The organism is Streptomyces carpinensis (assembly GCF_002154505.1).
GTDB classification, from domain to species: Bacteria; Actinomycetota; Actinomycetes; order Streptomycetales; family Streptomycetaceae; genus Streptomyces; species Streptomyces carpinensis.
This window is the reverse complement of sequence record NZ_MUBM01000290.1, coordinates 1-19,557: the sequence shown is the minus strand read 5'-3', so window position 1 is coordinate 19,557 and position 19,557 is coordinate 1. Positions and strand designations below refer to the sequence as shown.

Sequence of the window (19,557 nt, the reverse complement as noted above, 5' to 3'; positions counted from 1 at the left end):
TGCCCCTCCGAACCAATGGTGTTGCGTGTACGGTTCGGGATGCTCGGCGGGGCAACAGGCGTCCCGGCGGAGCGCCGATGACCCAGGAGTGAACATGAGGTCAGGAAAGCCAGGTCAAACCTTGACCATGTATTGACCTGGGCCGGCCGCGAGCTGTGCGGACGGGCTCAGCCGAGCAGGGCGCGCCCGTACCAGTCCGTGGCGTCCCGTACACCGGGCAGCGCGAAGAAGTAGCCACCGCCGAACGGGGTGATGTAGTCCGTCAGCGGCTCGCCCGCCAGCCGGTGCTGTACCGTCTCGAACTGCCGCGCCAGGTCCTGCTGGTAGCAGCAGAACAGCAGGCCCATGTCGAGGTTGCCGTTGGCGTCCATGCCCCGGTCGTAGTTGTAGGCGCGGCGCAGAAGACGCTGGTCGGCGGTGACGGCGGTGCGGGGGTTGGCACGGCGGATGTGCGCGTCCAACGGGATGACGTCGCCCTTGGGGTCGTCGGCGTAGTTCGGGGTGTCGTGCTCGCTGACGCCGTCCAGTGGCGCGCCGGAGGAGCGGGCCCGGCCGAACATCCGCTCCTGCTCGCCGAGCGAGACGCGGTCCCAGAACTCCACGAGCATGCGGATCAGCCGGACGACCTGGTAGCTGCCGCCGAGCGCCCAGTCCGGCTCGCCCATGCCTTTGCCCACCCACACCAGGCGGTCCATCTCGCGGCCGCTCGTGGTGTCCGGGTTTGCGGTGCCGTCCTTGAAACCCATCAGGTTGCGCGGGGTGCCGGAGGGCCTCGGCGGGCTTGTGAAGCCGTCCAGGCGCCAGCGGACCTGCATGCCGCCCCGGGTGTGCCGGGCGATGTCACGCAGCGCGTGCAGGGCCGTGTCCGGGTCGTCGGCGTGCAGTTGCAGGCTGAGGTCGCCGTGACACCAGTCGGACTGCAGGTCGTCGTCGGGGAAGGCGGGCATGGTGGTCAGCCGCCGGGGTCTGCGAGCAGCCAGCCCGAAGCGGTCGTCGAAGAGCGCGGTGCCGACGCCGACGGTCACGGCCAGCTGGCCGGAGGGCAGTTGTTCGCCCAGGATGCCCGAGTCGGCGGGTGGGCCGGTGATGCCGATTGGTGACGGTGTTCCGCCGGAGGTGAGGAACCGCGCACGGTCGGTGAGCGTGCGCAGCAGGTCGGTGAGTTCGGCGCGGTTCTCGGTGGTGACGTCCAGGGAGACGAACACGCACGTGCGTCGCGGCGGCGCGAGCACGGATGCCTGATGGGCGCCGTGGAACGGCGCGACGGCCGCAGGGGCGGCGGTGGTCGTTCCGGGGGCGGCGGCTCCGCCGGTGGCGAGTCCGGCACCCGCCAGGGCCGCACCGCGCAGAAAGCCGCGCCTGCCCACTCCCTCACCGCGCTCGGTGCCGTTCATGCCGTCCTCCTGGGGTCGCACAGGGTGGCCACGGACGCCAGCCGCTCCACCAGGTCGCCGAGTACCGAGTCGGTCTGCTCCCGCTGGGCGCGGGTGAGTTGGTCCAGCCGGGTCCAGCCGTCGCCGTGCCGGAAGCCGTCGAGGGTGCGCTGGGCGCGGTCCAGTTCCCGGTCGAGGCCCGGCAGGCCGGCGTACCTGGTGGTCAGCAGGGGCCGCAGGCGGGACAGCACCTCGCGGGTGCCGTCGAGGTTGGCGCGCGCGGTGGCGAGGTTGCTGCCGCTGCCGTAGTCGGTGCGGCCGGTGAGCTCGAACTGCACGGTGTTCTCCAGGATCTCGTGCGCGCGCAGACCCAGCTGGGCGGGGTCCATGCGGGTCTGCGCCCAGCTGTCGCGCAGCCCGGTCACCGACTTGAGCAGGGCCGAGACGGGGCCGCGCAGACTGACGGCGGACTGCCCGTGCCACAGGCCGTACTCGACGCGGTGGAACCCGGCGAAGCCCTTGTCGTGCACCCCGCCCGGCAGTCCCGCGTCCGTGCCGTTGATCTGTGCGTCCGCGTCGCCGAAGGCGTCGTACGCCGCCCCCAGCCGTTCGTACTCCAGATGCGCGGGCAGCCAGGCCCACCTGGCGCCGGCGAGGTCACCGTGGTCGATGGCCCGCTGGAGCCTCGACGTCAGCCGGACGACCTCGGAGAGCCCGCCGGCGACCCACTTCTGATAGTCGATGGCCGGCGGGATCAGGTCGTGCTCCGTGACCGGTGCCGCACCCGGGCCGCGCCGCCCCGAAGCGACATGGACGCTCGGGCCGGTGACGGCGTCGGCGTCGTCGGGCACGCATTTGAAGGCGTACGTCCCCTCGCCCAGACGGACGGTCAACGGCCGTGTCACACCGGGCCCGATGCCCTCCACCTCGCCGTACACGACCTGACTCGCGGGGTCTTCGAGGTAGACCTCGGTGGGACCGTCCGAGGTGTTCCGCAGATCGAACACCTGCAAGCCGGCAGTTGCGCTCTGCCATCCGTGCCCGCAACGGCTGGGGGACACCTCGATGGTGGTGTGCCGCAGTCCGTCGCCGGTCGCGGGCGAACGGTGCGACGCACGGGGGAGGAGTACGGCTCCCACCGTGGTGAGCGCGAGGAGCGCGATGAGCGCACCCCACAGGCGGAGCGGCCTTCTTCCGAGGCCGGCCAGTTGCATTCCGGGCCTCCCGGGTGTGCAGTTCGTGATCGCCTCATGCTAGGCAGCGACACGGGTACGATCAGCCGTTCAGCGGAATCCATGGCCGAGAATTCGCTCTGAGTTCACTGATGGTTGGGGTGCGGCGCGAGGTCCGATGCCGCGAGGCGGGTCATGCGGTCCAGCCGTGTCCGCCGCTGTTGTGGACCAGGGCGAGGGCGGCCGTGGTGACGACGAGGTACCGGGTGAGGCGGCCTTGGGGGCACAGGGCTGCCGGGGCCCAGGCGAGAGCCGCGTACCAGGGCATCGACCACGGAGCCGTGAGAACCCAGGCGAAGGCGAGCACGAACGGTACGGCCACGGCAGGGGGAGAGCCCGTCGGCGTACGGCGGTGAAGAACCCAGGCCAGTGCGAGCATCAGGGCGGGCCACAGAAGACGGATGGCCGTCGCGGTCGCGTCGGGCCCCAGGAGCGCGCTGCCGAGCCGGTCGAAGACCGTCCACAACGACGGAGACGAGATCATTCGCGAAGCGGCGGAGAGCGGGTCGAGAGCGTGCAGGCCGTAGACGCTGTAGAGGAGTGCGACGGTCAGCACGGCCGCCGTGGCCTGCCGGGCGACTCTGCGCCAGGCGCCTGCGCGCAGCAGCGGCCAGGCCAGCGCGACGCCGAGCAGGGCCGCACTGATCTTGACGCAGCAGGCCAGCCCGACCAGCCCCCCCATGAGCAGGTCGTTGCGCAGACGGGGAGTTCTGCGGGCCACAAGGATCGCGGCTACGGCGAGAGCGGCCACGAGGGTGTCCAGATGCCCGCCCGCGACCAGCACACCGATCAGGAGTGGGTTGGCCACCCACAGCAGCCCGGCCCTCACCGGATCGTCCGCGGTGCGCATCAGGAGAAGCCCGGTGGCCAGGAACACGAGCGCGTTGGCCAGCATCAGGACCCAGATCGTCAGCCACGGCCGCTCACCGCCGAGGAACGCCGCCGCGGTCTGCCACCACGTCGCGACCGGTCCGTACACGGAGGGGGTGTCGTGCCAGGCGAGGGCCACGAGTCGGGCGTAGGGACCGCCCAGTTCGGCGGGGGAGGTCAGGTACGGGTCACCGCCGAGTGCGGCGATACGGCCGTAGGCCGCGTAACTGGCCGTGTCGGAAGAGCCGACCGGGGTGAGGTTGGCGACGACGAGCACCGCGAGGGCGCCCGACCGGAAGAGCAGACGGGAGTCGGGGCTCCAGCCCCGCCGACGGGCGCCGAGCATGCCGAGCGTGCCGAGGCAGGAGAGGACGACGGCCGCGATGACGACCGTCTGGGAGAGGGGGTCGGGCATCGCCGGCAGCGCGCGCCAGGTGATGGGGACCGTGAGGGTGTTGTGATTGGGGGCGCCGGCACCCACCAAGGCGAACAGCGTGACGCCCGCCGCGGACATGGCCACCGCGGTGCCGGGACGGGGCTGGGCGACGGCCGCCAGCACCGGTGAGACGACCGCCCGAAGCTGCGTCGGGAACGGTGGAGTCCACTGGTTGTTGTCGGTCGTCAAGGTCAACCTCTGCGTCGTATTCGGGTTTTGTCCGCCGGCGTCCGGGCTGCCCCTGCCGCCGGTCCACCGCCTCGGCCGGCGGCGCCCCGGAGAACGGGACGTTCAGGCCGGCGGACGACTCCCCGGCCCGACCCGCCGACAACCCCGGCTTCCGGATACCGGGGTGGTGTGATCGTCTGCCCCGCGGGTGTTCGGTGGCTTGCGGTGGTGTGAACGTTCGGCCATGAGCTCGCCACGGCCGTCTGGACTGCCCGTCCACCGGCCCCTCGGACGCTACCGGATCAGCCACGGGGCGGAGCAAGGGGGTACGCAGCCGCGAGGTCGCCGTCCCCGCCGAAACGGCCGGCCGGCAAGGGCGACGGCCGGTCGCGGTGACCTCCGCCTCCGGCGAACCGCTCACTCGCGGTGTTCGTCATCCCCGTCGCCGCTCATGTTCCGGCGATGAGCGTGGCGCCCAGCACCAGCATGGTGAGGGCGACCAGGGCGTCCAGCACGCGCCAGGCCGTGGGCCGGGCCAGCAGGCGGCCCAGCAGCCGGGCGCCGAAGCCCAGCGCCGTGAACCAGCACAGGCTGGCGAGAGCGGCCCCGAGCCCGAAGGTCCAGCGCAGAGGGCCTCGGTCGGCGGCGAGGGAGCCCAGCAGGAACACGGTGTCGAGATAGACGTGCGGGTTGAGCCAGGTCATCGCCAGGCAGGTGAGCACCGCGCGTCTGCGGGACCCGGCGGCTTCGCCCTGCGCCCGCAGTCCGGTGCCGGGTCTGAGCACGCGGCGGGCGGCGAGGACGCCGTAGGAGAGGAGGAAGACGCCGCCGATGATCCCGACGGCTCGGAGCGCGCCCGGCCACGCCACGACGGCCGCCCCGACCCCGCCGACGCCGAGCGCGATGAGTACGGCGTCGGACAGTGCGCAGATGCCGACGACGGCGAGGACGGCGTCCCGGCGCACCCCCTGGCGCAGGACGAACGCGTTCTGGGCGCCGATGGCGACGATCAGGGAGAGCCCGGTGCCGAATCCGGCGGCGACGACGGGCAGGGCGTGGTTCATGGCGTCGACGCTAGGGAAGTCACCCGCGCAAGTACAGCTAATGTTTCTTACGTATCCTTAGCACTCGTGATGACGGATCTTCCCGCGGAACAGGTGCGGACCCTGCTCGCCGTGGTCGACGAGGGCACCTTCGACGCGGCGGCCGCGGCCCTGCATGTGACTCCGTCGGCGGTCAGCCAGCGGGTCAAGGCGCTGGAGCAGCGCACCGGCCGCGTGCTGCTGCAGCGCACCAAGCCGGTGCGGCCCACGGAGTCCGGTGCGGTGCTGGTGCGGTTCGCTCGGCAGCTTGTGCGGCTGGAGCGGGACGCGTGGGGCGAGCTGGGACTCAGTGGCGCCGGGGAGCCGACGCGAGTGTCCGTCGCGGTGAACGCGGACTCGCTGGCGACCTGGTTCCTGCCGGCGCTGACCCGGGTGGAGGGACTCTGCTTCGAGCTGCACCGGGAGGACGAGGACCATACGGCGGCCCTGCTGCGCGAGGGCCTGGTGATGGCGGCGGTGACCTCCTCGCCCGACCCGGTGCCCGGCTGCACGGTCCGCCCGCTCGGCCGGATGCGGTATCTGCCGGTGGCGGCGCCCGGGTTTCCGGCCGGTCGGCTGCACGGTCCGCTCCCGGAGGCGCTGCCCCGGGCGCCCGTCGTGGTCTTCGACCGCAAGGACGACTTCCAGGACGACTTCGTGCGCCGGCTGGGCGGCGGGTCGGCCGGCCCGGACCGCCACTACGTCCCCACCTCCGAGGGCTTCTGCGACGCGGTGGCGGCCGGCCTCGGCTGGGGCATGGTCCCGGAGGTCCAGGCCGCCCCGCTCCTGGACGCGGGCCGGCTGGTCCTGCTGACGCCCGGGAAATGGATGGACGTCGCCCTGTACTGGCAGCAGTGGAGGCTGGACTCCCCGGCGCTGGCGGCACTGGCCGACGCGGTCACGGCCACCGCGACCGAGGCGCTGCGGCAGTGAAGGCCATCGGCCCCTGCCGCCTTGCCGGGCGCCATCTTCGGTGTTCGCCGACGGTCTGTCACGTCTGGTCGATCGCGGGAGACGCCATCGATCGTGAAGGGCCGACGCCTCGCCCGCTGCCAAGCGGTGGCGCGGCCTTCGGCTCGGCCGTCTTCGACTTCACCCTCCTCCTGGCACATGGCCCTTGACGCGCTGGAGGTACCCCGTTTTCTGCGACGCGCTGACGCGCTGACGGGCGGGCCGGCGTCCCAGGGAGGGGAAGCCGGCCCGCCCGTCCGCCCGGGGCCGGGCGGCCGGTCAGTGGGAGGCGGTGGTCGCCTCGGTCCTGAGCGGCTGGATGCCGGCCAGGGTGGGGACGACCTTCTGGATGAGGCCGTCCGAGGTGTAGCGCAACCGGTCGATGGTCACTTCCCGGTGGGTGCCGTCACCGCCGGGGATCGCGAACCGGTGGTAGGCGATGTACCAGTCGTCGGTCCCGGGGACCTGGATCACCGAGTGATGCCCGGTGCCCAGGATGCCGAGCGAGGGGTCCTTGGAAAGGATCACCCCGTGGTTCCGCAGCCCGTCCATGAACGGGCTGGTGCCGGTGGCGTACCCGACGCGGTAGTCCTCGCTGCGGGTGTCGTCGATCGACCAGCTCAGGTAGTAGACGCCGTTTCGCTTGTGCATGAACAGGCCCTCGCGGAAGCCGTCCAGGCCCGTCAGGCGCTTGATCTTCGCCGGGTCGTACGAGGTCATGTCGGGGTTCAGCGGGACGACGTAGGCGTTGCCGTTGCCCCAGTAGAGGTAGGACTGGCCGTCGTCGTCGGTGAAGACCGCGGGGTCGATGGCCTGTCCGCCGTCGGGGTTGGCGGCGATCAGGGGCTTGCCCGAGTCGACGAAGGGGCCCGCTGGCTTGTCCGAGACCGCCACGCCGATCTTGGCGTCGGCACAGAAGTAGAAGTAGTACTTGCCGTTCTTCTCGACCGCGGTGGGGGCCCAGGCCCGGCTGTCCGCCCAGGTGACGTCGGGTCCCAGGTCGAGGATCACAGGGTGCTCGGTCCAGTGCACGAGGTCCTTGCTGGACCACGTCCTGAACGTGGAGCCGCTCCAGCCCGGGTAGCCGTCGCTGGTCGCGTAGATGTAGTAGGTGTCGCCGAACCGCACGATGTTCGGGTCGGCGTTGTAGCCCGGCAGCGACGGGCTGCCCATCACCTCGGCTCGCACGGTCCAGGTGCGTACCGAGTGGTCGGCCGCGCGTACCCGGTAGGTCACGGGGGAGGAGAAGTCGTGGACACTGCCGTCGGCCGGCTCGACCCGGCTGGTGCCTGCCACGCCGAACCGCGGGGCCAGGCGGCGCACGTCGGTGCCGGGCTTCACCGGGAGCAGCACGCTGCCGGCGGCCGAGTCGATCACGGCGGGGACCTTGAGCGAGTCCAGGTCGACCGATGTGATCTCCGTTTGGTTGCCGGGCAGGTCGCGCACCTCGTCGGCGCTCAGAGCCCTGTTCCAGAGCGAGAAGCTGCGCATGGACCCCTTGAAGTACTTGTCGCCGGCGTACAGCGAGCGGCCCAGGTGGTCGGCGGCCGTCCGGCCGCCGCCGATGTCGCCGGGGCGGAGGGTGACCGCGTCGTTGTGCGCCACCTCGGCGCCGTCGAGGTAGAGACGGGCCGTGCCGCCGCCGAGCGTGTAGGTGAGCGTGTGCCAGCCGCCGCGTTGCAGGTTCCGCGAGCCCGCGGTCTGTTCCGTGTTCCAGGATCCGGAGGTGATGGAGGTCCGGTAGCCGTCGCCGGTCGTGAAGAGGTAGCCGTTCCCGGTCCCGTTCGAGGTGTTCCCCAGCCCCCACAGCCAGTAGGGGGTGGCCTGGGAGGGGTCGATCTTCACCTCGGTCGAGACCGTGATGGCGTCCAGGCCGTTCATCAGGTTGTCGGGCAGGGCCACATAGCCGTCGGTGCCGCCGAAGTCGGCGGCGTCTGCGGTGCGGGTGACGTCGCCGTGCACGACGGCGTCGTAGCCGTGGCCGGTGTCGTCCAGCACCCGTGTGCCGTTGCCCCCGAGGCGGTACGACGCGACGAGCCCGTGCGTGTCCGCGGTCAGGGGTTGCGGCACGCCGCGCAGCCGGTCCATCTCGGCCTGGGTCACGGGCAGGACGGTGCCGTGTCGGGGGCTGGCGGGCAGCTGGTACGCGGTGGACATGGTCCACTTGCCGGAGGCGAGGTCGGTGGTCTCGAAGGGGACGTAGCCGCGGCCGCCGAACTCGTCGATGAACAGGTACCACTTGTCTTCGGTGTTCGACTTGAAGACGGTGGGGCCCTCGCCCTGGTTGATGCCGGGGTGGGTGGCGCCGCCCTTGCCGATGCACTCGGAGACGAAGTCCCAGTCCGTGTTCAGCAGCCGGGTGGACTTCTCCTCGATGATGAACTTGCTGCAGGGGGTGGAGGAGGTGTTGTTCCGCTCGTCCTTGGTGAAGCGGTAGTACGTGTCCCCGTCCTTGATGACGGTGGAGTCGATCACCGAGTAGCCGGGGTCCTTCCACACGCGCGGCTCGGAGAAGGTGCGGAAGTCACGGGTGGTGGCGTACATCATGCGGTTGTAGCTGCTGCCCGTGTGGGCGGTGTCGGCCGGGTCGTAGAGCTTGGAGGCCCAGAAGACCACGTAGGAGCCGAGCGAGTCGTCCCAGTAGGCCTCGGGGGCCCAGGTGTTGCCGGCGGTGTCGTCCGAGACCTTTACATGGCGCTGGTCGGACCAGTGGACGAGATCGGTGGACTCCCACACCTCCAGGTACTTGCTGCCGGTGCGCTGCGCGGCGTCCCAGTTGCCGTTGCCGTAGATCTTCAGATCGGTGGCGATGAGGTAGAACTTGTCGCCCTCGGGGGAGCGGATGACGAAGGGGTCGCGCACGCCCTTGTCGCCCCGGGTGGAGGTGAGGACCGGCTTGCCGCCGTTCAGCTCGTCCCAGTGCAAAGGGTCGTTGCCGCGGCTGACCGCGGAGTGGATCTGCTCGCCGTCGGAGTGGCCCTCGCCGGTGAAGTACTCGAAGAGGTAGCCCTGGTACGGCTCCTTCTTCGGCAGGGGCCGCACGGTCAGGTCGAAGCTCCGCTTGGCCCGCGCGTCGCCGAGGCGGACGGTTGCGGTCAGTCGCACGGTCCGGGCTCTGCTCCCGTGTGCGGGACGGTGGACCTCGCCGGTCGGGGTGACGGTCGCGCTGTCGGTCGACTTCCACTCCACCCGCGTTCCGTACCCGCCGGTGGTGGGCAGGGTGACGTTGCCGCGGACATCGTCGGCGTCCCATACCGTCAGGGCCGCGGCGGCTTGCGTCACCTTCTCCCGGTCGGTGGTGGGCTCGTCCTGCTGTACGGCCGAGGGCGGGCCGTCGGGGCTTTGGGCCTTCGCCGGCGCAGCCGTGAACATGGTGCCGAGCAGGCAGACCAGCAGCCAGGGGATTGCCAGAGCGGTCCGGGCGAGCCGACGGTGGACTGGGTGCGGCATGGGCGATTCTCTCTGTTCGGGGGCGTGGCACAGGTCCCTGCCCAGGGCTGGTGGAGAGGACGGATCGTGAGCCAGGCGATGGCGCCGGGGGCCGGCGGGTCAGCGCGCGACGGGCTTGCCGCGGCCCCACGCCCAGGCGAGCCTGTCGGCTCCGGACCGGTTGGTGGTGGCCAGCCAGGGCCGCTCGGGGTCGCCGACGAGCCTCTGCAGCGTGTAGCTGTCGTCGGTGCGCAGTCCGGGCCAGTAGACCGACCCCATTCCGAGCTTTCGGAAGGTGTCGGTTGCCGCCTGGATGTAGTTGACGAAGTTGTCGGAGGCGTCGGCCTTGTTGTAGTCCAGACCGGTCGTCATGGGCGCGCCGAACTCGTCGGCGACGGTCCGGCCGGCGCAGTCGCCGATGCGCTCCTCGATGTCGGCGACCCACTGGTCGTAGGTGGCGTAACTCTTCCAGAACCCGTAGTCGTGCAGCGACAGGTAGGTTCCGCGCAGGCGCGGGTCGGCGCACACCGAGGTGACGTGGTCGTTGTAGCCCGCACCGCTGACGAAGACCCGGTCACGGGGGACGGAAGGATAAGTGGCCAGCCAGTCCGCGGCGATGTCGGCCCATTCGGAGTCGGTGTATCCGTGCGGCTCGTTCATCGGCTCGAAGTACACACGGGAGTTGTCCCGGTAGGCGTGGACCACGGTGTCCCACATGGTCCGGTACGCCTGGGGGTCGTCGATGAGTCCGTCCTTGCGGGCGCCGGTTCCCTCCCAGTAGGAGACGATGACCTTGAAGCTGTGCTGGGTGGCGGCGTCGATGGCGGCTCGGTAGGACCTCCAGTAGGAGCCGTCGACCGTGTAGGGATTGATCGGCAGCCGCACCGTGTCGGCACCGAGGTTCGCGCGAAAGGCCGCGATGACCCGGGTCGCCTTGGTGAAGGTCTGGGTGTAGCTGTCCGAGGTCGACAGGCCGGAGGGGACGACCGGGTCGTCGGCGTAGTTGTCCCGGGGGTCCGCCCAGTTCACGCCCTTGAATTGGGCGGTGTTAGGGGTCGGAGCGGCGGACGCGGAGGCGGAGGTGCCGGTCACGGCCACGCCGGCGGCCGCGACCAGGACGGCCGCCGTCAGGACGGATACCAGTCGGCCGGTGGCGTGATGGATTGCGGGCATGGGCATGTCACTCTCTCTGGGGGGTCGGTCGGCTCGGGGTATGGGCGAAAGCCCGGGCGGCATCTGTGCCTGGTTCGGGACCGATCACTGCCTGTGGACGTAGGTGTCCGGACCGGCTGTCGCGTGCGGCGGCCCGTCCGGGGTGTGACGGCCGGCCGTTCTGCGTGGACCTGGTGACGGAAGAGGCGTTCCGTAGCGGTCGTGACGGGCAGCGGGTCGATGTTTACGTAAACATACGGCCGCATCGTGGCATCCGCCTCTGAGACCGTCAAGGGCTGCGCGCTCGCCGACCTGACGGATGGTCGGCAGTAATACCGATAGCCCCTCACCTCTTGACGCGGACGCATTACGTCCCTAGCGTCTGGGCGAATTTCCGAACCTCATACGGGATTTCGAACGACGACCCGTCTTACCTTCACCAGCCTCAGCGTCGTCGAAGGGACACGACATGAGCCGCTCGACCGGCTCACCCCGTATGACCCGCATACGTCGTGCCTGGTCGGGACCCGATGGCGTTCAGCGCGCCCACGGTGTCTGTGGCGTAACGAGACACCGAGGTGCGTCTACGTGCCTTTCACCGCGCCGAGTCTCGGCCACCCCGGATGGAGCATCACAGCGGTGTACGAACCGCCGAGCCGCCCCCGGCACGGCACGGTCCTGCCGGTCGCCAAGGCGGAACCGGACCGGGTGCGGGCCGCCTGCACGCAGGCGTCCTGACCCTCGCGCGGCAACCCGCCCGCGTCAGCCCGCCGCCTCCCGGTCCGGCCAGGCGTGACCGGGCACCTGGTCCGGACCGGCCGGAGCGGGTGGAGCGGCGTGACCGGTGCGCGCCGTCACCACCATCACCGCGAGGCCGAGGGCCACGACCGCGGAGCCCACGTACAGCGGCGCGGTGTAGCCCAGGCCGGCGCTGATCGCGAGGCCGCCGAGCCAGGCGCCGAGGGCGTTGCCGACGTTCGAGGCGGAGACGTTGGCGCCGGCGGCGAGCGGCGCCCCGCCGGCGGCGTCCGTGACACGGGTGATCATGCCGGGTACGGCGGCGAACCCGAAGAAGCCCATCAGGAAGACCAGGATCACCGACGCGACCCGCCCGTCGGCCAGCAGCCCGAACACCGCGAGCGTGGCGGCGAGGGACGCCAGGGAGGCGATCAGCGTGCGGTCGCGATCGCGGTCGGCCGCCCGGCCCCCGGCGATGTTGCCGACCACCAGGCCGCTGCCGTAGACGACGAGCAGCCAGGCGACGTCGGCGCTGGAGAAGCCGGTGACCTCGGTGAAGGTGTACGCGATGTAGCTGAACGCCCCGAACATGCCGCCGTAGCCGAGGGCGGTGGCGGCGAGGGTCAGCCAGACCTGTCCGGAGCTCAAGGCGCGCAGCTGGGGGCGCAGGCCGCCCGAGCGATGGCTCTGGTCCACGGTGCCCGCCCAGGCCGGGACCCACACGGCGATGGCGGCCAGGGCCAGCACGCCGATCCCGGTGATCGCCCAGAACGTGGCGCGCCAGCCCCAGCGTTCGCCGACGAGGGCGCCGAACGGCACGCCGAGCACGTTGGCGACCGTCAGCCCGGCGAACATCGCGGCGACCGCGCGCGAAGCCCGCTCCGGCGGGACCATACGGCGGGCGACGAGCGAGCCGACGCCGAAGAAGGAGCCGTGGCACAGGGCCGCGACGATCCGGCCGAGCAGCGCCACGGCGTAGGTGGGCGCGACGGCGGACAGCAGGTTGCCGAGGACGAACAACGCCATCAACCCGACGAGGACGGCCTTGCGGTGGACGCGGGTGGTGACGGCGGTCAGCAGGATCGCGCCGATCGCGACGCTCAGGGCGTATCCCGAGATGAGCCACCCGGCCGTGGCGTCGGAGACGCCCAGACTGCCGCCCACCTGGGGCAGCAGGCCCGCGATCACGAATTCGGTCAGGCCGATCCCGAAGCTGCCGAGGCCGAGCGTGACCAGTCCGACGGGCATCCGCCGCACCTCCTCGTGGCGTCGCATGTTCAGGTGAACCCCGTAGGGCTGCTGCCGCCGTCGGCCGGTGAGTGCCCACGTCCGCGTACCCGGCGCGGACGGAGGCCCCGGGCGGACTCGGCACACACGGGCCGCCCGGGGCCCGACCGCGCCGTGGCCCGGGCGGGCCCTGTGGTGCCGGCCGATGGGCTAGTCGGCTGCCGGTGTCACGTCCGTGACCGTCCACCTCTGGTTGGAGCCGGAGTTGGGCTGCCAGGTGGTGACGGCGGCCCCTTCGCCGGTGGCCTGCCCGCCGACCTCCAGGAGCCGTCCGGTGGCGGCGTTGATCAGGGTCCAGGTGCCGTCCCCTGTGCTTGACATGATCCACTCGGTGGCCTGGTCCCGCCGGCCGGTGTCGGGTTCGGCCACCGGAACGTTGTCGCGCACCGCCAGGCGCTTGCCGTCGACCGGGTTGGTGAAGACGTAGCGGTCGCCGGCGCCGCTGCCGGGACGTACCCGGCTCAGCCGCCACTGCTGGGAGCACGTGCTGTCGCCGGTGCCGATGACGAGGCCGGTGCCCGCCAGGGTGAGTGCCTTGCCGCTCTGCACACCGGTCAGGGTGTAGGTGTGCCCCTTGCGCAGCAGAGGGGCGTCCTTCGCCACGCCGGACACGCCCTTGATGACGAAGGACGTCACCGACTGGGCGGGCACGGTGAAGGTGGCCCGGCGGTCACTGACCTTGATGGCCCCGTGCTGTTCGAGCTTGCCCTCGGCGCTGGTGACGACGGGGGTGACGGTCGCGTCACGGCTGACGTCGCGGAACTTGGACAGGTCGACGGTGACGCTGCGCGCCGCGGCCGTGCTGTTGACGTGGACGAGCGAGGCGCCCTTGCCGTCCTGCGTCACAGCGGCCGCGCTCGAGGTGTCGCTCACCTTGATCAGCCGGTCACCGGGCTTGATGAAGTGAGTGAAGTTGCGGGCCGTGTCGAACTTCGTGTTGGTGCGGATCGGGCAGGTGCCGAGGGTGTCCCCGGAGGTGCAGCTGAACGGCAGCTGGATCTCGCCCCAGTTGCCGCCCTTGGCGGACTCACCGCCGGGCTTCATGTTGTCGTAGTCCTCGACGGGCTGCCAGAACACCCAGGCGCGCGGCTCCAGCTCGCGCAGGTCGTCGACGATGTGCTGGGCGAGACCGAGTCCGGGACGCATGTCCGTGAAGCTCTGGCCGTCGCCCCAGTCGCCCTCGACCTCACTCATCCACAGCGGCTTGTCCGCCGCCTTCGCCAGGTCCCGTACGGTGGTGCGCTGCCCGGTGCCGTAGGTGTGGACGTTCATCTGCCCGACGAGATCACGGGCGTCGGGGGAGTAGGAGTTCCAGTTCTGCGCGAAGACGGACGGGTTGGTCTCGTCCATCGCGGAGATCTTCGCGCCGGTCTTCGCCTTCTTCAGGGCCGGGGCGAGTGCGTGGACCACCTTCTGCTGGAGCTCGGGCCCGATGTGGGCGCCTTCCTGGCGGCCGCCGACGGGCCGGCCGTCCGAGCCGAGGCGGGTGCTCCAGTAGTTGGTGTTCGGTTCGTTGAAGGGGTCGACGGTGTCGACCTTGATGCCGTGCGCCTGTTCCAGCCGCTTGACGGCGCCGGCCAGGTAGGCGGCGAAGTCGTCCACCGAATCGGTCCTGAGCTGGTCGGTGGTGGCGTCGAACCCGCCGGAGACGTAGCCGCTGACGGTCATGAACCAGGGCGGGGAGTTGCTGAAGGTCTCCCAGTGGGTGATGTCGTTCTTGACGCGGTCGACCCACCAGCGCTGGTTGGCGTCGGCGTTCGCGTTCCAGTCGGCCGGGTCATCGGCGTTCCACCAGCCGGAGTCCTCGCGGGTGGTGCCGGCGGGCGCCTTCCACCAGCCCTCGACCGCGCCTCCGGCCCGGAGGTAGTCCTTGACGTCGGGGGCGTTGCCGCCGCCGATGTTGTAGCGGGCGATGTTCAGGCCGAGGCCGTCGTCGTCGAAGAGGAGCTCGGCGAGCTTCTCGCGTATCTCCTCGGGGTAGCCGCCGGTGGCGTTGGCGAACCAGGCCAGGCTGGTGCCCCACCCCTCGAACGGCTCCTGCTGGTACGAGGGGTCGGGCCGGACGGTGACGGAGGGGATGTCCGCAGCCTGTGCGGCCGGCGACGGGGCGGATACCAGGGCGGCCCCGGTGGCCAGGGCGGTGACGCCGGCGGCTGTGAGGAGCCGTCTGCTGCGGGTGCGGCGTGCCATCGGTGTGCTCCCAACTGAGTTGTGGTCGCGCTCTGGTGGACCCTCCCGCCCTGCATGCGGCAGGGCGGGAGGGGAGTGGCCCTCGGGGCAGGTGCGTGCCGTTTCCGAGGAGTCGTGAGATCTGCTGGTACGGGGCTCAGGCAGTCGGCTGACGCAGTACGGCGACCCCCCTGGGCCCGAGGGCGACCGTGCCGTCTTCGTTCGTTGTGCCGAGCAGAACCCCTCCGGACAGGCCGGGCACCGTGACGGCCTCGTCGGTCCTGTTGACCAGGAACACGAACCGGGCCTCGGCGCTCCGGCGCACGATCGTCTCGACCGATCCCCGTGCCGCGGTGGGCAGTTCGCTTTCCACACCGGCCGGCTCCAGCAGCCGAAGGAGCAGGGAGGCCAGTCCCTGGACACCGAGCCGCGTGGAGACGTAGGTGGCGGAGCCGTTGCCCGTCACCCGCCGGGTGACGGCGGGCCGGCCCGCGTGCATCCCCGTGCGGTAGCGGGAGAGGACGTCGGTCTCGGGGACGGTGACCGTGATCCGGTCGGTCCACAGGCTGCCGGTCGTCCCGTCGTCGAGTTCGGTCGTCTCACCGGCGAGCAGCGGCCCGAACTCCTCGATGCGGATGCCGAGAAGGTCGCGCAGGGCGCCGGGATAACCGCCGAGCCACACGTGGTCGTTCTCGTCGACGATGCCCGAGAAGTACGTGGTGACGAGATGGCCGCCCTGTTCGGCGTACCGGGTGAGCGTCTTGGCCAGGTCGGCGGGGACCAGGTGCAGCACCGGGGCGATCAGCATCCGGTGCCGGTGCAGGTCGCTCCGGGTGGTGACGAGGTCGGCGCGGATGCCGAGGGACAGAAGGGCGGTGTACCAGTCCAGCGCTTCCTGCCGGTAGTCCAGCAGGGAGGTCGGGTGGGAGTCCTGCTCGCCGGCCCACCACGACTCCCAGTCGTAGAGGATGCCGACCGGGGCGGGCTCCCTCTCGCTCCCCGCGATCGGGGCGAGCCTCTTCAGAGCGGCGCCGAGTTCGCTCACCGACCGGAACAGATCGCTGTCCGCTCCGGCGTGCGGCACCATCGCCGAGTGGTACTTCTCGGCGCCGGCCGCCGACTGGCGCCACTGGAAGAAGCACACCGCGTCGGCTCCGTGCGCGACGTGCAGCAGCGAGTCACGGGCCAGCTCGCCCGGTCGCTTGGCGACGTTGACGGGCTGCCAGTTGACGGCGCTCGTGGAGTGTTCCATGAGGAACCAGGGCCGGCCGCCGGAGATGCCGCTGGTGAGGTTGGCGGAGAAGGACAGCTCGTCTCGGTCCTGCGGACCCGGCTGGACGTAGTGGTCGTTGGAGACGAAGTCGATCTCGTCGGCCCAGTCCGGGTAGTTCATCCCCTTGGTGCCGCCCATCACCATGAAGTTGGTGGTCACGGGGATGTCGGGCGTGATCTCCCGGAGGATCTCCCGCTCGGCGCGCAGGTGCTCCCTGAGCGCGTCGGACGAGAAGCGTTTGAAGTCCAGCTGCTGGGTGGGGTTGGGATGCGAGGCGGCCAGGCGCGGCGGAAGGATCTGCTCCCAGTCGGTGTACCGCTGGGACCAGAACGCGGTCCCCCAGGCGCGGTTGAGCGTCTCGAGGGTCGTGTACCGGGCGCGGAGCCAGCTCCGGAAGGCGCGGGCCGCGTCGTCGGAGTAGTCATAGACGTTGTGGCAGCCCAGCTCGTTGTTGACGTGCCAGGCGACCAGGGCGGGGTGGTCGGCGTAGCGGGTCGCCATCTGCCGGACCAGACGAAGCGCGTGCCGGCGGAAGACCGGCGAGGTGGGGCGCCAGTGCTGACGTGCCCCCGGCCAGACGGTCTCGCCGCCCGCCGTCACCGGGAGGATTTCGGGGTGCGCCGTGGTCAGCCAGGGCGGTGGGGAGGCCGTGGCCGTGGCCAGGTCGACGCCGATGCCGCCCTCGTGCAGGAGATCCATGACCTCGTCGAGCCATGTGAAGTCCCAGCTGTCCTCGGCAGGCTGGATGCGGGCCCAGGAGAAGATCCCCACGGACACGAGGTTCACGCCGGCCTCGCGCATCAGCCGGACGTCCTCCTCCCAGACGGTACGGGGCCACTGCTCGGGGTTGTAGTCGGCGCCGTAGAGGAGGCGGGGGGTACGGTCACCGTCCGTCGGCCCGCCGGCGCGGGACAGGAGGGTGGAGATCATGGTGGTCCTTCCGGGGTGGGCCACCGGGGCGGCGCAGGGTGTGCCCGCCGCCCCGGCCTTCTACTTCTGGACGGTGAAGCCCTGCTCGTTGCCGTACTTGACGGAGGCGTCCTGCCAGGTCTTCAGGCCGTCGGCCAGCGTGGTGCCGGAGACGTAGGCCTTGCCGACGGTGTCGTTGAAGATCGAGTTGGCGTACACCTGGTACGGCAGGTACGACCAGTCGTCGGCGACGTTCGCGGCCGACTCGGCGAAGATCTTGTTGGCCTGCTGCCCGCCGAAGTACGGGAACTTCGTGTCCTGGAACGCCTGGGAGTTCAGCTGCGCGGTGGTCGCCGGGAAGGCGCCGCCCTTCACGCGTGCGTCGACGCCCTTGCCGGCGTTGGCGTACTCGACGAATGCATAGGCCAGGGCCTCGTTCTTGCCGAGTTCCGGCAGGGCGAGGGCGCTGCCGCCGTTCTCGGCGCTGGCCTTGTCGCCCGCCGTCCACTGCGGCAGCGGGGCGACGCGCCAGTCACCGGCGGCGCTCTTCACGCCGGAGGCGAGGTTGGCGGGCATCCAGGCGCCGATGGCCAACGTGGCTATGGTGCCGTCACCGAGGCCCTTGTACCACTCGTCGGACCAACTGGTGACGGGCGCGACCAGCTTGTCGTCGAGGAGCTTCTGCCAGGTGCCGGTGTACTTCGTGGCGCCCGCGTCGGAGAAGTCGATCTTCACCTTGGTGCCGTCGACCTTGTAGGGGCGCGAACCGGCCTGCCAGAGCATGCTGGTGGTGAAGCCCGCGTCACCGGTGTCGTTGGTGATGTACGCCTTCGGGTTCGCCTTGTGCAGGGCGCGAGCGGCGTCCACGTACTCGTCCCATGTGGTGGGCACCTTGATCTTGTACTTGTCGAAGACCTTCTTGTTGTAGAACAACGCCATGGGGCCGGAGTCCATCGGCAGGCCGTAGACGCCGTCGCCACCGGCCTTCACGCCGTTCCACGGGCCGGGGGAGAACTGGGCGGCGAGCTTGTCGGCGCCGAAGGCCTTGAGGTCGGTGAGCTGCTTGGTCAGCGCGTACTGGCCCATGGCGTAGTACTCGATCTGGGCGACGTCGGGGACGCCCTTCTTGGCGGAGATGGCGTTCTGCAGGGCCTTGTACTGGTCGTTGCCGGTGCCGGCGTTGACCAGGTCGACCTTGACGCCGGGGTGCTCCTTCTGGAAGTCGGTGGCCACCTGCTTGAGCGTGGGTTCCCACGCCCAGACGGTGATGGTGCCGCCCTTCTTGAGCGCGGCCTGGACGTCCGACTCCGAGAGCGACTTGGGGCCGGAGTCCGAGTCGCCGGATCCGCCGCAGGCGGTGGCCCCCAGGGCGAGGGCGCAGAGGAGGCCGATGCCGCGCAACAGGCGGCTTGGGTGCTTGTGCATGGTCGTGCTTCCACTTCTTCGTGGCCGAAACCGGGGCCGATGGGGACAGGAAAGGGACCGACGGGACGGGAATGGGCAGGGGCAGGAGCCGCGTGACCAGGTTCGCCCGGTGTGGGGCGTGACGGGCGAGGAGCGCGGCCGAGTGACGAGAGGGAAGCGCTATTCCTTGACGCTTCCGGCGGCGAGTCCGGACTGCCAGTACTTCTGCAGCAGCAGGAACGCGGCGATCAGCGGGAGGATGGTGATCAGCGAGCCGGTGATGACCAGGTTGAACACGGGCTGGCCCCCGGCGGTCGCGGCCTGGGCGTTCCAGCTGTTCAGACCCAGGGTCAGCGGATACCAGTCCGGATCCTTGATCATGATCAGTGGCAGGAAGTAGTTGTTCCAGGTGGCGACCATGGTGAACAGCGAGACGGTCACGATGCCCGGGGCGAGCAGCGGCAGGGCCACCTGGAAGAAGGTGCGTATCTCGCCCGCACCGTCGATGCGTGCGGCCTCCAGCAGCTCGGTCGGGATGGCCTCACCGGCGAACACCCACATCAGGTAGAGGCCGAAGGGGGAGATCAGGGAAGGGATGATCACCGCCCACGGGGTGTTGGTGAGCCCCATGTTGCTGAACATCAGGAAGGTCGGCACCGCCAGCGCGGTTCCCGGCACGGCGACCGCGCCGATGACGACGGCGAACACGGCGCGGCGTCCGGGGAAGTCGAACTTGGCGAGCGCGTAACCCCCCAGCACCGCGAGGAGAGTCGCACCTCCGGCTCCCAGGACGACGTACAGCACGGTGTTCAGCAGCCAGCGGGTGAAGACGCCGTCGTTGTAGGTGAACGTCTCGGTGATGTTGTCCCAGAGGGCGAAGTGGCCGTCGAACCACAGCCCGAAGGAACGGGACAGCCCCTCCTGGGTCTTGGTGGCGCTGATGACCAGCCAGACGAGCGGCGCCAGGCTGTAGAGGAGCACCAGCCCGGTGAGCAGGGTCAGCAGGACGCTGCGCCGGGGCCGGCCGGGGGAGCGCCTGCGCCGTGGGGTGTGCAGCCGGGGTGCGGGCCGTGATGTGCCGGAG

Annotated in this window: 13 protein-coding genes; 2 read left to right on the top strand and 11 right to left on the bottom strand. The window is 70.6% G+C overall.

Annotated elements, in window-relative coordinates; genetic code table 11:
• Positions 1-167 precede the first annotated feature (167 nt).
• The 4 genes from efeB to BZY54_RS34260 form a co-directional block, all read right to left on the bottom strand.
• Positions 168-1,394 (bottom strand): iron uptake transporter deferrochelatase/peroxidase subunit, encoded by a 1,227-nt coding sequence (gene efeB, locus BZY54_RS34275; protein WP_086729220.1) that lies wholly within the window; start codon positions 1,392-1,394, stop codon positions 168-170.
• Complete coding sequence (locus tag BZY54_RS34270; protein WP_086729219.1) at positions 1,391-2,587, bottom strand: EfeM/EfeO family lipoprotein; 1,197 nt, start codon at positions 2,585-2,587, stop codon at positions 1,391-1,393. Before BZY54_RS34270 ends, efeB begins: the two co-directional genes overlap by 4 nt.
• 151 nt (positions 2,588-2,738) lie before the next feature.
• Entirely contained in the window at positions 2,739-4,106 is a 1,368-nt protein-coding gene (locus BZY54_RS34265) for an MptA/MptB family glycosyltransferase (protein WP_143668179.1), read from the bottom strand.
• Between the two features lie 422 nt (positions 4,107-4,528).
• Positions 4,529-5,143 (bottom strand): LysE/ArgO family amino acid transporter, encoded by a 615-nt coding sequence (locus BZY54_RS34260; protein ID WP_086729217.1) that lies wholly within the window; start codon positions 5,141-5,143, stop codon positions 4,529-4,531.
• Between the two features lie 66 nt (positions 5,144-5,209).
• On the opposite strand from BZY54_RS34260, the gene BZY54_RS34255 reads away from it, so the two are divergent.
• The gene (locus BZY54_RS34255) at positions 5,210-6,094 is read left to right on the top strand and encodes a LysR family transcriptional regulator ArgP (protein WP_167414118.1); all 885 of its coding nucleotides are present in this window, start codon (positions 5,210-5,212) and stop codon (positions 6,092-6,094) included.
• A gap of 297 nt (positions 6,095-6,391) precedes the next feature.
• On the opposite strand, the gene BZY54_RS34250 is transcribed toward BZY54_RS34255, so the two are convergent.
• Positions 6,392-9,562, bottom strand: coding sequence for a family 43 glycosylhydrolase (locus BZY54_RS34250; protein WP_086729215.1), 3,171 nt, complete (start codon positions 9,560-9,562; stop codon positions 6,392-6,394).
• Positions 9,563-9,661: 99 nt separating this feature from the next.
• On the bottom strand, positions 9,662-10,720 hold the full coding sequence (locus BZY54_RS34245; protein ID WP_086729214.1) for a cellulase family glycosylhydrolase: 1,059 nt from the start codon (positions 10,718-10,720) through the stop codon (positions 9,662-9,664).
• 561 nt (positions 10,721-11,281) lie between these two features.
• Between BZY54_RS34245 and BZY54_RS51150 the strand changes: the two genes are divergently transcribed.
• The gene (locus BZY54_RS51150; RefSeq protein WP_158103959.1) at positions 11,282-11,431 is read left to right on the top strand and encodes a hypothetical protein; all 150 of its coding nucleotides are present in this window, start codon (positions 11,282-11,284) and stop codon (positions 11,429-11,431) included.
• A 24-nt stretch (positions 11,432-11,455) separates the two neighbouring features.
• On the opposite strand, the gene BZY54_RS34240 is transcribed toward BZY54_RS51150, so the two are convergent.
• From BZY54_RS34240 to BZY54_RS34220, 5 genes are all read right to left on the bottom strand, one after another.
• Positions 11,456-12,679, bottom strand: coding sequence for an MFS transporter (locus BZY54_RS34240; protein ID WP_086729213.1), 1,224 nt, complete (start codon positions 12,677-12,679; stop codon positions 11,456-11,458).
• A gap of 189 nt (positions 12,680-12,868) precedes the next feature.
• On the bottom strand, positions 12,869-14,908 hold the full coding sequence (locus BZY54_RS34235; RefSeq protein WP_086729212.1) for an RICIN domain-containing protein: 2,040 nt from the start codon (positions 14,906-14,908) through the stop codon (positions 12,869-12,871).
• A 136-nt stretch (positions 14,909-15,044) separates the two neighbouring features.
• Positions 15,045-17,090, bottom strand: a complete 2,046-nt coding sequence (locus BZY54_RS34230; RefSeq protein ID WP_086729211.1) for a beta-galactosidase — start codon at positions 17,088-17,090, stop codon at positions 15,045-15,047.
• Positions 17,091-17,150: 60 nt separating this feature from the next.
• Positions 17,151-18,494 carry an ABC transporter substrate-binding protein gene (locus tag BZY54_RS34225; RefSeq protein WP_086729210.1) on the bottom strand — a complete coding sequence of 448 codons (1,344 nt, stop codon included), beginning with the start codon at positions 18,492-18,494 and terminating at the stop codon, positions 17,151-17,153.
• Between the two features lie 159 nt (positions 18,495-18,653).
• The coding region (locus BZY54_RS34220; RefSeq protein ID WP_107419897.1) for a carbohydrate ABC transporter permease at positions 18,654-19,557 on the bottom strand (904 nt) is incomplete at its 5' end.